The 14,904-nt window shown below is 46.1% G+C and carries 14 protein-coding genes, 1 tRNA gene and 1 other RNA gene; 6 read left to right on the top strand and 10 right to left on the bottom strand.

All coding sequences use genetic code 11. The annotated features are described in order from the left end of the window. Positions 1-180: 180 nt before the first annotated feature. Positions 181-504, top strand: a complete 324-nt coding sequence (gene fdxA / locus QTO06_RS04525; protein WP_005431654.1) for a ferredoxin FdxA — start codon at positions 181-183, stop codon at positions 502-504. A gap of 242 nt (positions 505-746) precedes the next feature. On the opposite strand, the gene QTO06_RS04530 is transcribed toward fdxA, so the two are convergent. The 4 genes from QTO06_RS04530 to QTO06_RS04545 all read right to left on the bottom strand — a co-directional run bounded on the left by QTO06_RS04530 (position 747) and on the right by QTO06_RS04545 (position 4,755). Then, positions 747-1,481 (bottom strand): RNA methyltransferase, encoded by a 735-nt coding sequence (locus QTO06_RS04530; protein ID WP_331406996.1) that lies wholly within the window; start codon positions 1,479-1,481, stop codon positions 747-749. Positions 1,482-1,604: 123 nt separating this feature from the next. Beyond that, positions 1,605-1,701, bottom strand: an RNA gene (gene ffs / locus QTO06_RS04535) — signal recognition particle sRNA small type. Between the two features lie 142 nt (positions 1,702-1,843). Continuing rightward, complete coding sequence (locus QTO06_RS04540; protein ID WP_331406997.1) at positions 1,844-3,841, bottom strand: GGDEF domain-containing protein; 1,998 nt, start codon at positions 3,839-3,841, stop codon at positions 1,844-1,846. Positions 3,842-4,011: 170 nt separating this feature from the next. Next, on the bottom strand, positions 4,012-4,755 hold the full coding sequence (locus QTO06_RS04545) for a hypothetical protein (RefSeq protein WP_045373240.1): 744 nt from the start codon (positions 4,753-4,755) through the stop codon (positions 4,012-4,014). 272 nt (positions 4,756-5,027) lie between these two features. Between QTO06_RS04545 and QTO06_RS04550 the strand changes: the two genes are divergently transcribed. After that, positions 5,028-5,330: a DNA base-flipping protein gene (locus QTO06_RS04550; RefSeq protein WP_005529865.1), complete on the top strand. Its 303-nt coding sequence runs from the start codon at positions 5,028-5,030 to the stop codon at positions 5,328-5,330. Between the two features lie 38 nt (positions 5,331-5,368). Here the strand turns inward: QTO06_RS04550 and QTO06_RS04555 are convergent, their stop codons facing one another. Continuing rightward, positions 5,369-5,803: a YbaY family lipoprotein gene (locus QTO06_RS04555; protein WP_005431657.1), complete on the bottom strand. Its 435-nt coding sequence runs from the start codon at positions 5,801-5,803 to the stop codon at positions 5,369-5,371. Positions 5,804-5,970: 167 nt separating this feature from the next. On the opposite strand from QTO06_RS04555, the gene tesB reads away from it, so the two are divergent. Continuing rightward, positions 5,971-6,831 carry an acyl-CoA thioesterase II gene (gene tesB / locus QTO06_RS04560; RefSeq protein WP_038891543.1) on the top strand — a complete coding sequence of 287 codons (861 nt, stop codon included), beginning with the start codon at positions 5,971-5,973 and terminating at the stop codon, positions 6,829-6,831. 56 nt (positions 6,832-6,887) lie between these two features. Here the strand turns inward: tesB and QTO06_RS04565 are convergent, their stop codons facing one another. Further along, positions 6,888-7,355 (bottom strand): Lrp/AsnC family transcriptional regulator, encoded by a 468-nt coding sequence (locus tag QTO06_RS04565; RefSeq protein ID WP_005431675.1) that lies wholly within the window; start codon positions 7,353-7,355, stop codon positions 6,888-6,890. A gap of 145 nt (positions 7,356-7,500) precedes the next feature. Here QTO06_RS04565 and QTO06_RS04570 point away from each other — a divergent pair, with 145 nt between their 5' ends. Further along, positions 7,501-8,595, top strand: a complete 1,095-nt coding sequence (locus tag QTO06_RS04570) for a PLP-dependent cysteine synthase family protein (RefSeq protein ID WP_005431662.1) — start codon at positions 7,501-7,503, stop codon at positions 8,593-8,595. A 78-nt stretch (positions 8,596-8,673) separates the two neighbouring features. Here QTO06_RS04570 and QTO06_RS04575 read toward each other — a convergent pair whose 3' ends face one another. Then, the gene (locus tag QTO06_RS04575) at positions 8,674-8,991 is read right to left on the bottom strand and encodes a DUF1244 domain-containing protein (RefSeq protein ID WP_005431642.1); all 318 of its coding nucleotides are present in this window, start codon (positions 8,989-8,991) and stop codon (positions 8,674-8,676) included. A gap of 203 nt (positions 8,992-9,194) precedes the next feature. Between QTO06_RS04575 and QTO06_RS04580 the strand changes: the two genes are divergently transcribed. Beyond that, on the top strand, positions 9,195-9,770 hold the full coding sequence (locus QTO06_RS04580; protein WP_228904196.1) for a porin family protein: 576 nt from the start codon (positions 9,195-9,197) through the stop codon (positions 9,768-9,770). A 111-nt stretch (positions 9,771-9,881) separates the two neighbouring features. On the opposite strand, the gene QTO06_RS04585 is transcribed toward QTO06_RS04580, so the two are convergent. The 3 genes from QTO06_RS04585 to QTO06_RS04595 form a co-directional block, all read right to left on the bottom strand. Next, positions 9,882-10,079, bottom strand: a complete 198-nt coding sequence (locus QTO06_RS04585; protein WP_331406998.1) for a type II secretion system protein — start codon at positions 10,077-10,079, stop codon at positions 9,882-9,884. A 226-nt stretch (positions 10,080-10,305) separates the two neighbouring features. After that, entirely contained in the window at positions 10,306-13,419 is a 3,114-nt protein-coding gene (gene vmeF, locus QTO06_RS04590; protein WP_331406999.1) for a multidrug efflux RND transporter permease subunit VmeF, read from the bottom strand. Continuing rightward, entirely contained in the window at positions 13,419-14,516 is a 1,098-nt protein-coding gene (locus QTO06_RS04595) for an efflux RND transporter periplasmic adaptor subunit (RefSeq protein WP_045479041.1), read from the bottom strand. The genes vmeF and QTO06_RS04595 overlap by 1 nt, the downstream gene beginning before the upstream one ends. 282 nt (positions 14,517-14,798) lie before the next feature. Here QTO06_RS04595 and QTO06_RS04600 point away from each other — a divergent pair. Then, positions 14,799-14,883, top strand: a tRNA-Tyr gene (locus tag QTO06_RS04600). The last annotated feature ends 21 nt before the right edge of the window (positions 14,884-14,904 follow it).

Consider the following 14,904-nt stretch of genomic DNA (forward strand, 5'->3'; position numbering starts at 1 on the left):
CATATCTAAGGAGAAAAAAAATGGTCAGCTCACAATGGCGCGCATTTTACGAGAAATTGATTTGTCTGTCATACTAAATCCAAGTTGCGCGGCGGAATTAACGTAGCGAATGTTGAATTTTGCCTTGGGATGAGTATTATCCCCATTCTTCAATTTTGACTAACTTAAGAGCTGATTATCATGGCGTTTGTCGTAACCGATAACTGTATCCAATGTAAATACACTGACTGTGTCGCGGTATGCCCTGCAGATGCCTTCCACGAAGGCCCGAACTTTATGGTAATCAATCCGATTGAATGCATCGACTGTGGCTTGTGCGTGGACGAATGTGCCGCAGCCGCTATCTTCCAAGAAGACGAGCTACCAGAAGATCAAGTGATCTACAAAGAGCTCAACGCAGAACTTGCGGAAATCTGGCCAGTACAAACCGAAGTGAAGCCAGCAATGGATGAAGCAGAAAAGTGGAATGGTGTGCCAAACAAGTTGGACATGCTAGAAAAATAAGCCACAAGCAAGAGATCCCCGACTCGGTCGTCCCTCCCTCTCGAGGATGACATTCAGAGGCGGGGTAATCTTTTCGATGGGTAAACACAAACACCATCAAAATCCTTCGATGATTTACCTAGGATACGTTTAGCAACGGCACCTAGCTTCCCATTTGACCCCGATTAAAAATAGGCTCGTCATTCCCGATAGCGACGAAGGAGCTCAGTCGGGAATCTCGTTTCTCTGATCGAATGTTTCTTCTAGCTGTGTTGACGACGCATGTTGTCCAGAATAATACCTGTCGCCATTGCCACGTTTAGAGACTCAGCACCGCCAAACGCTGGAATGGTAATCTTGTCGGTCACAAACTTCGATGCTGCTTCACGCACACCATGAGATTCGCTGCCCATCAACAAAATACCTTCTGCTGAGAATTCCGTCTTGTGCACACTCTCGCCTTCAAGGAAAGCGCCATACACTGGCAAGTTTGCATCTTCCAAGTAACTTGGTAGATCCACTAGGCTCACTTGCACGCGACCAAAGCTGCCCATGGTTGCACTGATGGTTTTTGGATTGTATGGATCGGCACAATCTGTGCTCGCGATGATGTGCTTGATACCGTACCAATCCGCTACGCGAATGATCGTACCTAGGTTGCCCGGATCAGAAACGCCATCCAATGCGATCATCAAGCCTTTTGCCTGAGGCACTGTTACGTTTGGAATTTCAACCACAGCAATAGCTGCATTGTTGCTCACCAACGTACTTGCTTTAGTTAGGTCATCTAGTGACGCTTCAATACATTCGAAACCGTTGAGTTCTTGACGATGCTCTTCCAGAAACTCGGCCGTCGCAAAAATCTGCTTTACCGTGAGCGAGCTGTTCGCCAATTCCAGTACGTTCTTTTCACCTTGAACCAGAAATAAGCCGTGCGCTTTACGCTGCTTCTTTTGACCCAAAGCACGAAGCAGTTTTAGTTGGTTTTTTGAAATCATGAAAATATCCCAGGTGAAAATGGCATGAACTAGAGCGCCAGATTATAGAATAAAGTGAAATGAACAAAAAGAGACGCCGGAAACGAAAAAGCCTCGCTGTATAAGCGAGGCTTTTAAAGGGTGGGACCCCAGCCACATCCCGGCACACAAGTCACACGCTGCGGCTGCTTCCTTCCGGACCTGACCGAGTTCACGAGCTATTGTTGCGAGAGGACCAAGGCCCCATAATTCTGTTTTGAGAGCGTGTCTCAAATGATGTGAGGATTATTCAGCATCGCCTGTCGGATTGCAAGGGCTAAAGCGACGATTTTCTCCTTTTCACTTCCGTTTGGACAAAACTCGGTCAATTCAGCGCATTAGGTTCAAACTAGACAAGGGGTTGATTCCTTGCGATCACGAGAGGCTTGCTTACTTGAGTACATATCTTCATCTGCGAGGTGCAATGCTTGTTCAAGACTGACACTGCGCTCACGCTTAGCAGAAACACCAACTGAGATCGTTACTTGGCTTAAATCACCAAATAGCTCCTCTTTTACCTCTAGGCAGTTAAGCTCTTCTATTGCCCTCGCAAGCTGCATCTCCGTCGGATACCCGAGCAAAATAAACTCGTCACCTCCAATACGATAGCTCCTGCCCGTCCATACACGATGTATTTTTAGCGACAGCAACTGCAGTACCTTATCTCCGGCTCTGTGTCCGTAGGTATCATTGATTTGCTTAAATTTATTGATATCAAGGTACAAAATAGCAAGATCTTTCGGTACGCCTTGGCGGTATTTCACCTGTAAAGAGCGGCGATTTCTCAAGCCAGTTAAATTGTCGGTGTTCGACTGACGGTACAAATACAAACTGACACCCAGAGCGAACACCAGCACAAAAATAAACACCGCTTGCGTTTGGGTTGCTAGGCGAACTTCGTACTCCAATGCCGTGCGCCAGTCTGGCCTCAAATCGTATTGGGCAACAATCTTTTCCAGATCCAACATAGAAATCGCACGACTAAAATACGGAGCGAGAATTTTGCCACGTTCATTATTCGTTAAACCAACAGACAATTCAGACTGGTAGAACTCACCAATCGCATCATCTTGTTCAATAGGAATCAATTCACTAAGACGCAGGAAGTGATTGAGCATCGCGGTGTCCATTGCAATGTAGTCAATCTCTCTGGCAAGTAGCGCATCCAACATCGCCTGCTGTGAATCAAAACGATTGAGTTCCTTTAATGGCAACATTTGCGTCAGCATCTGATCAAAGAAATCATCCTTCACGACACCAATGCGCTCTGATATCAATTGAGACACATGAGAATACACATTTGGCTTGTATCCAAGGCGTTTTACCATCACAGAGGTTGGTTGATAATGGTACTCAGGGAAGTAACTGAACGCACGTCGCTCACGGCTGATGGTCAGCGGCGCAAGCATATCGAACTCCCCTTCAATGAACTGGTTATACATCGATTCCCAGCTCTCGTTTGGTTTGCTGATCACCACGCAATTCAGAGCCAAGATTTCACAACTCTTAAGCACCACATCGGCGGTCATCCCCTCTACGCTTCCATCCGAGCGATAAACCACATAAGGGAAAATAGATTCAAATTTAATCGTAAACGGTTTTTCGAGATCGATAGGCAACTGCTTAATTGATTCACGTAACGCGGTTTGTCTCAGTTTGAATTGGTACAAGGCTACCTTCTCTCGCAGCAATTTCTGAACGTCTTCGCTATGAATAAAGTCAGCGAACTGTGCAAGAACTTCAAGGTGTGCGCCTTTCTGACTCACAATAGAAACGGGTTTGATTGATATATGGTCGTTCAGCAGTGTCGCATCAAACCCTTCTAATAGCATAGGCTTGAGCTGGTTGATGGCATCCACTACGCCATCAACCTTACGAGAGCGAAGCAATGACACCGCTTCCTCATGCCCTTGATATGGTACTAGGAGCAACTCTGGATAGTTTTGCTGGATCAGCGCTTCGTAGATGGTGCCTTTAGGCACACCAACAACATTCGCTTCACTCAGCGTCATGCCGCTCAAACCATAAAGATAGGTGTATTCAATATTGGTTGGGCGTGAATAACTGAACTTCTGAGCGCGTTCTTGAGTGAAAGTAATATTCGCAGCGAAATCACTATCACCGCGGGCAACAGAATCTAAAATCCCATCAAAGCTCGAATAATTAACATATTCAATTGAGACATCAAATTTTTCCGCCACCGCATCAAACAGGACACGTGTAACGACATCATCCGCTTCTGTCGCTACCTTATAATGGGAGACATGCTCTGGTTCTGCTTTGAGACTCAGGCTCAATAGAAAGCAAGCAAAAACCAACAGCCTTTGAACTACTTTAACCATGACTAACGTTTCTAAAAGACCCAATATACTTGGGATTAAGATTGAATTTTTATTATTAAATACACAATAAATATGAAAGGCCGAACATATAACATCCGGCCTATTATTTCATAAACAAATCAATAGTCTGCCGCACGGGTCACTATTTAATCAGTGCGGCTGCAACTATTTTATAATTCCGCTTGCTCATCACTACTACGTAAGATGTAGTCCGTCATCCAAGCGGTACCAAGTAAGCATATCCAAACCACAAATACAGGGTTTGGCACATCAATATTTGGGCTGACAACCAAGGCCGCAAAGCCGACCGTCGGTAATGTCCAACAAAGTAGTTTCCCCCAGCGCATTGAATTTTTAATCTTCGTCAGCGCTTCCATCGACGCCAAAATACCAGTGATGCTCAGTGCAACCAGAACTGCATAAGGCAGATCAGCCAGCCACAACGGCAAGAGTAACAGTAATGACCACCAGCTATGCTTCTCTGAAGGTTTCCAATGATTTGCCGCCCACCACATGACGATCACCGAAAGGGTTTGCACCATCGTGAGCCAAGCAGAGCCATCTAACTTGCCTGCTTGCTGCGTAACCATAATGCCCACTTGCAAAGTCAGCACTATTAAGCCTGCCGTAAGTAAAACACCCAACGAACTGCGGCGAGAGAAAACCACCATGAGTAAAGGGAAAAGGATCAGGACGCCCACCGATAACGCAATCGGCTGCATTGATAAGGTCACGCCATAAACAGTCATGGCGCCGAGCAGAATCAGACCTGCAAGGCCACCTTGTGGCAGTATCCACAATGCGGGGATCATTAAGGCAAGAACGGGAATCTCTCCCTCGCTCAAACTGATGGCACGAGCGCACACCACGGCAAGAAGAGTCGTAACAAGAAATTGAAGTGTCGAAAAAATCATAGCGCCTCCTGGCTTCCCCAACCAACTTGGTAACTCAACGGCATGTCAAACTGGGCATTAAAAATCGTTGAGCGGGTCTATATGTAAACTAAGCGAGAGCTTGTTTTTGTCTTTCTAACTTACTCGAATGATCAATTACGGCTCAAAAAAAGAAACAACAAAAACGGTGGAGAGAGATGAGCAGCAAATGATGTTAAGGAGCAAGAACTGATAGCGAAGTACAAGTCTTGTGTATTACCATTCCTTGGTAAACAACAGTGGACACTTTCAGTATGGACCAATTTTTAATGCAAATCTTTGCTGTAATTCACCAAATTCCTAACGGGCGAGTTTCGACTTACGGTGAGATCGCAAAAATGGCAGGCTATCCGGGCTACGCAAGACACGTCGGTAAAGCGCTTGGAAATTTACCGGAAGGCAGCAAACTGCCATGGTTTCGCGTCATCAACAGTCAGGGCAAGATTTCGTTAAAAGGCCGAGACCTTGAAAGACAAAAGCAAAAGCTTGAAGCGGAAGGCATTGAAGTGTCTGAAATCGGAAAAGTGTCGCTCAGAAAATACAAATGGCAGCCTTAGGCTGCCATTTTCAAATCCATTGGGTTAACAGTTAACTATTAACGTGTACCAACCAGACGAATATTTGCTTCATGCGTTTGCTCAGCATCCGTAATCACTGGGATGCTTGTATCATTAATGAAACGTAGCTTGCCATCCACTTCGATACGAGCACGCAGGCTGTAACGGTGATTTGGTTGAATATCGTTGCTGTTGTAGCTTAGCTCAAATGCTAGAGGTACTTGTTTACCCTCTGTTTCGAACGTTTGTTTCGCAAGCACTTTTGCCGGCGCATCCGCTAAAGAAACATCTTCTAGCGCGACGGTCACAACTGCGTGTGGAGGCAGTGCGATACGCTCACGGTAAGCCACTGTACCTGTAATAGTCTTCATAGACGCCTCAGCTGATTCCATTTCTGTTGTTTGAGAAGTTTGGCAACCCACTAGTGCAGCACCGAATAGTAAAGAAGTAACAAGTAGTAGTGTTTTTTTCATAGTTTCCTCAACGGGTGTATCAATTCGCGCTAATTATAGAGGGAGATTATAAAACTGTCTGCTGTACGACGATGTATTTGACAATAGTTTGACTAAGTTAGAAATTACCAAACAGTTGATTTTGTTTCATAATTGAAGCAACGATAAAAACAAGGTGAGGACACATCATGAGTAAACCATTAAGAGAGCTACTCAGCCTACTACAACTCGAAAAACTAGAAGAAGGCTTGTTCCGCGGACAAAGCGAGAACCTAGGTTTACCTCAAGTTTATGGTGGTCAGGTTATTGGACAAGCGCTATCCGCAGCGCGTTACACCGTAGAAGATGCACGCACCGTACACTCTTTCCATAGTTATTTTTTGTACCCTGGTGATCCAGAGAAACCAATCATCTATGACGTTGAGAACCTACGCGATGGCCGCAGCTTCAGCACTCGTCGAGTCAAAGCGATCCAAAATGGTCGTCCGATTTTCTACCTAACGGCGTCTTATCACGGTGATGCACCTGGGTTTGATCACCAAAACACCATGCCTGATATTCCTGGGCCAGAGCATTTCCCTTCGGAAACCGAGCTTGCAAGCCATATTGCCGAGTTCCTTCCCGAGCGCCTACGCAAAACATTCTGTGGCGAAAAGCCGATCGAAACTCGCCCGGTTAACATCGTCAATCCACTCAATCCAAAGAAAACCGAACCAAAGCAATACCTTTGGATTCGCGCTAACGGAGAGATGCCAGAGAACCAACTGATTCACCAATACCTGCTGGCCTACGCATCCGATTGGGGATTTTTGACCACCGCACTTCATCCACACGAAGTGTCACTAATGACGCCAAACTTCCAAGTCGCCACCATTGACCACTCTATCTGGTTCCATAGACCATTTAAGATGGATGAGTGGTTACTGTACGCAATTGAAAGCCCGACAGCGAGCAATACGCGAGGTTTGGTTCGTGGTGAGATCTACAACCAGCAAGGTCACCTTGTTGCGACCGCAGTTCAGGAAGGTGTGATGCGCTTTACCAAATAACGCATCGTATTAAACTTAAGAGGAGTACCAGCGTACTCCTTTTTTGTTGGGTTGGCTCAAACCCCATACAATGGCAGTTCGGTGGTGTATTTGATCGGCTCCATCGCAAAGGTAGAAGTCACATTGGATAAGCCTTTTACGCTGTTGACCAGTCGCTTATAGAACTCATCAAAACGCTTCATGTCTTTTACCACAACCTTCATCATGTAGTCGTACTCCCCCGCCATGCGATAAAACTCCATCACTTCAGGGAAATCACTGACCGTAGTCACGAAATGGTGATACCAATCTTCTGAGTGGTCGCTGGTTTTGAGCTGCACAAATGCAATAAACGATAAATCCAGCTTCTCAGCACTCAACAACGCCACTCGCTTCTCGATATAGCCTTCATCTTCGAGCTTTTTTAAACGCTTCCAGCAAGGTGTGGTGGTGAGATTGACTCGCTCGGCCAAGTCATTTAATGACAAGGTCCCGTCGTTTTGGAGTAAAGAAAGTAACTGTTTGTCGATTTTGTCTAAGCTCATTCCTAGCCATTTCCTGATTTAGAGAAAACTTTTCTACCAAAGGTGAATAACAAAACAATAATAGCAAAGTTTTTCTCTGTAGTTATAGGTAGATTATCCCTAAAGACAAAAACAACTACCCTACAAATTTTCGAGGAGTCACGTTATGTGTACTGACCACAACTGGATCAACAATGCTGTACGCAAAATCGAAGCAGATTTTCAACGTTCAGCAGATACTCACCTATTCAAATTAGACCTACCATCTCTGGAAGGCATAGACATCTATCTAAAAGATGAAAGCACGCACCCAACAGGCTCTTTGAAGCATCGTTTGGCGCGTTCACTATTCCTTTACGCGATTTGTAATGGTTGGGTTGGTCCAGAAACCACAGTGATCGAAGCATCATCAGGCAGTACTGCCGTTTCTGAAGCGTACTTCGCGCGCCTACTTGGTTTGCCATTTATCGCGGTTATGCCAAAAACCACAGCGCGTAAGAAAATTGAACAAATCGAATTCTACGGCGGTAAAGCACACCTTGTTGACCGCTCAGACCAAATTTATGACGAGTCTCGTCGCCTGGCGAAAGAGCTAAACGGTCACTACATGGACCAATTTACTTACGCTGAGCGTGCAACTGACTGGCGTGGTAACAACAACATCGCGAACTCAATCTTTAGCCAAATGGAGCTAGAAGATCACCCAATCCCAAGCTGGGTTGTAATGAGCCCAGGCACTGGTGGTACATCAGCAACGATTGGCCGTTTCATCCGTTACCAAAAATACGACACAAAACTGTGTGTGGTTGATCCTGATAACTCTGTGTTCTATGACTACTTCCAATCTGGCAACGCAGACATCAAGGGTGAAAACGGCAGCAAGATCGAAGGTATCGGTCGCCCACGTGTAGAACCTAGCTTTATCGCTGGCGTTGTAGACGAAATGCGCAAAATCCCTGACGCGGCAAGTGTGGCAACAGCACATTGGTTATCTGGCTTGATTGGTCGTAAAGTTGGCGCATCGACAGGTACCAACCTATACGGCGTACTTCAGCTTGCATGTGAAATGAAGCAACGCGGTGAGACCGGTTCTATCGTGACACTACTGTGTGACTCAGGTGAACGTTACCTCGATACTTACTACAACACTGAGTGGGTAAAAGAAAACATCGGTGACATTCAACCTTACCTAGCACAGCTTGAAACCGTTCAAGCAAAAGGCTGCGTTGAACCAGCATGTTGTAGCCCAATCACTGAATAAAATCAGACATCACATACAAAAACAGCCCGCTCATTCAGCGGGCTGTTTTTTATTATCTTTAAGCTAATCTAAGAAGCGCTACTTCTTCTGGCGTGCTTCAAATGCTGCCAGTTGTTCTGGTGTCGCTTTTGGTTGGTGGTTTTGTTTCCACTCATCGTAGGTCATGCCGTAAACTCGTTCACGAGCGTCATCGATGTCGATATCCACGCCAAGGTCTTCCGCTTCTGCCTTGTACCATTTACTGAAACAGTTACGACAGAAGCCAGCAAGGATCATAAGGTCGATGTTTTGCACGTCTTTGTTTGCATCCAAATGCGCTAATAGACGGCGAAATGTCGCTGCGTCCAGTTTGTCTTGCTCTTCTTGGGTTAGATTTTTGTATTTGAATTCAGCCACTTTACTTTCCTTTTATTTGTCTCGCAGTTCATCACATAGAAGTGAGTAAGTTTGATGGGTCTAAAATTTGCGCCATTACAACAAATTTTTCTCTAAAGCCCCCGCACTCACCCAAAAGACTGATATGATAACTGCCAGTTATCTTATTGATTAAATTAATACTAATTCTAAAAACGGTCTTTCACAAAGGTTATCGCCAAGTTATGAAAAACGCCATCCTATTATTATCTGCATTGACCATGAGTCTGCCAACTTTCGCCGCTCAAGAGCAAACCCATCAATCCTACCTATACCTAGGTACAGGTAATGTCGGCTTTGATACGCCGAATTTTGGTTCTGATCGCGACAGTGGTTGGTCAACACCTCACATTACGGTTGGCTGGGGCTATCATGTAAACCAATACCTCGCATTTGAAGGGGTACTGCGCTATTCACAAAATGAACTTAAGAATGATGCTCTAAAAACCGACTTAGACCTTCACTACTACCAAGCTGGTATGTCCGCTGTGGTCACGAGTGATAACTTGGGCGATACGCCACTTTCACTGTTTGGTCGCGTAACAGCGCTTGGCACTCAAGCTGAAATGTACGTGCCAAACGAACAAAAAGTAGCAGATGATACTGGCGCGCTGTTCAACATCGGTGCAGGTATCCACTGGGATATGAGTAAAGATATCTGGCTACGTGCTGAATACATTTATAACGTCGCAGACATGGGTTTTGATGACTTCTACGACAGTTACGAAGGCGTGCAAGTGAGCTTGGGTAAACGCTTCTAATCGAACGCTTCCAAGCTGGTTTTAAAACCCAGAATTGAAGACAAAGAAAAGCCGAGGTCACTGCCTCGGCTTTCTTAAATCTGTTTGTTGCGCAGACAATGGCGCTAGAAATTATTGTTCCGAAAACTGGCCAGAGGTATCTTGCTTTACATGGCTACTCTGTTGCCCTGCATCCAATGAAGTCAGCACACTTTCTTGGCGATCCAGAATTGCACCTGTCAACTTCGGTAATGCTGTCGTTGCTAACAGTGCCATTGCACCGGCAACCAAAACCATCTCAACCATGTAACTGCCACGGAATTTTTTCAAGGGAACACCTCAATAGCATCGCCGACACAAGCATCAATCCTCAGATGCTTTGTCTGCCAAGACCCGTCATTCGGTCAAACACGATGAGCGAGTCCTGTGCCCCTCGAAGAAGTGGCGAAATAATAACCAATATTTATCATTAGATCTATAAATAGTCAGAATAAAAATACAAAAAAACCGAGCAAACGTTGCTCGGCTTTTAATTTCAGCATCTTACAGAGATCACTTATGGATGCGCGATACGTCCCTTAGTGTCATGGCTTAGCGCTTTATTCAGCTCAGCTTCAACATGACCAGGTGAACGCGTCTTCGCAGAAATCAATCGGTACATTGCAGGGATAACGAACAAGGTGACTAGCGTCGCGAAGCCCATACCGAAGAAGATGACCGTACCTACTGCCACACGGCTTTCATAGCCCGCGCCCGTCGACATGATCAGCGGAATCGCACCAGCCAGCGTCGTAAATGCCGTCATCATGATTGGGCGTAGACGACGTGCTGCCGCATCTGTGATCGCTTTTTCAAACTCGATACCACGGTCACGTAACTGGTTAGCAAACTCAACGATCAAGATACCATTCTTGGTTACCATACCGATCAACATGATCATGCCGATCTGGCTGTAGATGTTCATCCCTTGGCTCATCACAACCAAACCAAGGAAGCCACCAAATACGCCCATCGGTACGGTGAACATCACCACTAGCGGGTTAACGAAGCTTTCGAACTGCGCTGCCAGTACTAAGTAGGCCACCAACAGAGCCAATGCGAACACGACCGCTACGCTAGCTTGGTTCTCTTTAAAGTCTTTTGACTCACCAGAGTAGCTCACTGAAATGTCACCCGGTAGGCTATCAATCGCTTCTTGATCTAGGAAATCAAGTGCATCCCCTAAGGTATAACCTTCAGATAGATTGGCCGTAATGGTGATCGACTTTTGCTTGTTATAGTGAGACAAACGAATCGATGCCGCGACCTCTTCAATCTTGGTCACTGTGTCCAAGGTCACCAGCTCACCACTTGTGGTTCGCAAGTAAATTTGGCTTAGGTCTGCCGCGTTGTTGAAGCTGTTTTCGTCACCACGTAGGTAAACATCATATTCTTCACCACGGTCGATGTAAGTCGTTTCACTCTTACCGCCAAGCATGATTTCCAGTGTTTCAGAGATGTCTTGTACACTCACACCAAGCTCAGCTGCACGGCGCTTGTCTACTGACACCAACAGCTCAGGTGTTTTCTCGGAGTAATCGATCTCCGCGCCTTCCATCATTGGTGATTCTTCGGCCTTGTTCTTAAGCATTTCTGCCCAGACCAAAAGCTCATCATAGTCCGACCCGCCAAGCACGAACTGAACTGGCTCACTCGATCCACCACGGAAACCTGGCATGAATGGGAAGACACGAACGTCAGGAATGCCTGCCAGTGACTTACGCACTTCATTCAACGCTTCTTGCGCGGTGACGTCACGTTCGTTCCAATCATCCAGAATCATGATAACGAAGCCCGTTTGGTCGCCCGCTTGGCCACCGAAAGCTGGGGTTTGGATACTGAACGACTTCAAAAAGCCTTGCCCCAACAATGGCATTAAACGGTCTTCTACGATGTCCATGTTTGCCGACATACGGTTGTATGACGTTGCATCTGCACCACGTACAAAGGCAAAGATAACACCACGGTCTTCTTGCGGAGTTAACTGTGCCGGTACTTGATTCATCAAGCCATAGCTGCCGCCCATACACGCAAGGATAACCAAAGGTGCCGCCCAGCGAACTTTCAACGCGCCGCGCAGCGCTTTGCGGTAACCCGCTTCCAACTTGGCGAACAGTTTATCAATCGCTTGATTAAATCGGTTTGGTTTCACATTCGCTTTTAGGATTTGACTTCCTAGAACAGGAGTCAGTGTCAGAGCAATCAGTGAGGAGAAGATCACTGACATTGCCAGCAATACGGAGAACTCGGTAAACAGCAAGCCTACCATGCCATCCATGAAGGAAATCGGTAGGAATACCATCACAAGAACAAGCGTTGTTGCAATAACCGCAAAGCCTACTTCTCGCGTACCTTTGTAGGCCGCCAGTAATGGTGATTCACCACGCTCAATATGGTGGAAGATGTTCTCTACTACTACGATGGCATCGTCCACAACCAGACCGATAGACAAGATCAGCGCCATCAAAGTAATCAGGTTGATAGAGAAACCAAAGTAGTAAGCCGCAATGAACGAGGAAATCAGTGAAACGGGTACAGTCACCGCCGGAATCAGGGTCGCACGCGCCTGACCGATAAAGATGTACAGAACCAGAATTACCAAACCACCCGTAATAAAGAGGGTACTGTAAACCTCGTCAATCGAACGTTCGATAAAAACGGTAGCGTCATAATCAATCGCTAGACGAGTCCCGTCAGGCAGGAACTTCTGAATCTTATCGACTTCGGAGCGAACAGCTTGTGCCACTTCTAACGGGTTTGCATCAGACTGAGGCACCACACCTAAGCTGATGTTAACCACACCATCACTCTTAAAGGTCGAGTTTTCGTTTTCTGCGCCAATGAACACATCCGCCACATCTTTTAGGTAGATAGGCGTGTTATCACTTGCGCGTTTCACGACAAGGTATTGGAAGTCTTCTGGCGTGTTGTAAGTACGCGCGGTTCTCACCGACATCACGGTTGAGTCGTTACGTACTTCACCACCCGGGCTTTCTAAGTTTTCACTTCGCAGAGCGGCTGTAATGTCAGATGCTGTAACCGAGCGACCCGCCATCAGGTCTGGTTTAAGCTTCACATACATTACTTTGTAAAGGCCACCAGACAGATCGATAGAACTTACACCAGAGATCAGACTGAAACGGTCCATCAGAACACGTTCTGCGTAGTCTGTTAGCTGGGTTCGGTCCATCTCAGACGAGCTAAGGTTAATATAGAGGGAAGCTTCACCCGAACCGTTGTTCTTAAAGACCACAGGGTCGTCAGCTTCGTCCGGTAATGAACGCTGAGCACGAGCTACTGCATCACGAACATCACTTACACCCGTATTAAGGTCATAACCCAATTCAAAGGTGATGGTGATACGCGACATGCTGTTTCGAGTGGTGGAACTGATCTCATCAATACCACTGATACCCGAAAGTTGGTCTTCCAATACTGAAGTTATTTGGCTTTCAATGATGGTTGCAGAAGCGCCTTCGTAACGAGTGCTGATCGATACAACTGGGCTTTCGATGTCTGGCATTTCGCGCACTGCTAGTTTTGTAAACGACACAAAGCCGAATACACACAGCAGCATGCTTAATACCAACGCCGCAACGGGGCGCTTTACGGAAACGTCAGAAAGTAACATTAGTTCGCTTCCTTAGCCGCTTCGTCTTGCGTGCCCTGCTCACCACTTGCCTTAGCAGTTTTCGCTTTTCCTGGTGCGACGATCTCTTTAACTTCAACGCCATCGCGCATGTTCACAATGCCTTGCACGACGATCTTGTCTCCGATCTCTACGCCAGATTCAATCACTACTTCATTATCAACACGAGCACCCAAGAACACTTCTTGACGCTTCGCTTTGTTGTCTTCATCAATAACATACACGAAACGCTTAGTACCTGAGTATTCCAGCGCTTGAACTGGGATAATAGGCGCTTCAATTGCAGGGAACGCCAGAGAAGCATTCATCAGCATGCCCGGCTTGAGATGGTTTTCTGGATTGTCGAATTCAATACGAATACGTAGGTTCAAAGTCTCTGCACTGATGCGAGTATCGATACCGGTTACTTTTCCGACGAAATCAACACCGTTCCAAGCGCTGGTCGTGGCGTGAACTTCCATACCGACAGACAGCATCGACAGATAACGCTCTGGTACTTGCAGATCCAACTCCATGACAGAAAGGTCATCCAGAGTCAGTAGCTCAGAACCTGCACTCACCATTTTTCCTCGGCTGAAATCGATGAAACCAACGGTGCCGGCAAAAGGTGCACTGATATTTAGGTCCGCTAAGTTGGCTTTTGATGCATCAAGACGTGCTTCGGCAATCTCTACGCTCGCTTTTTGTGCATCGATTTCTGTTTGAGTGATGGCGTTTCGTTTAACCAAACGCTGAAACTCTTTTAACTTACGTTGCTCATCTTTTAGGTAAGCTCTTGCTTCTACTAATGCCGCTTGCGCTTTATCGTCATTTAATAGAATAAGAAGTTGGTCTTGTTGAACGTTTTGGTTGGCTTTTACGGCGATCTCTTTCACCTTGCCTGCAACCTCAGAAGCAACAACAACCGATTGGGCAGCTTCAAGCTTGCCGATCAGTGACAAAGACTGGTTGATTTGATGCGTCTCTACTTGCTCAGTTACCACCGTAACTGTTGATGGACCACGTTTGGCTGCAAAAGCGGCTGGTGATGCCATTAAAATAGAAAGCGTTAAAACAGATAAAGTGGCTCTCATACTCATAATTTTGACTACTAATCAGATAAACTTATGTCATTAAACTGAATACAGTTTATCAGTTGATACGACGCCTAACGTCAAGTAGTGTAAATTCAAGTAAAAAGTCAGTTTCTCTTTTGTATAAACGACATACAAAACGCTGACTTTCTACCATCTTTGCCCAAAAAGGCAGCATTCAACGTAAAAACGTAAGAAAAACGCTTTACAGCCTGAGCGAGTTTGCTATGATGCGCTCCGCACTTGAGAGATGTGTTGGGAAAACAATCTTAAGTATAAAAATACCCTGGAGGGGTTCCCGAGTGGCCAAAGGGAGCAGACTGTAAATCTGCCGGCACTGCCTTCGATGGTTCGAATCCGTCCCCCTCCACCATATTCTTTCTTATGTTTTTCC

Origin of the sequence: Vibrio sp. M260121, from assembly GCF_036533715.1 — a bacterium.
Taxonomy (GTDB): Bacteria; Pseudomonadota; Gammaproteobacteria; order Enterobacterales; family Vibrionaceae; genus Vibrio.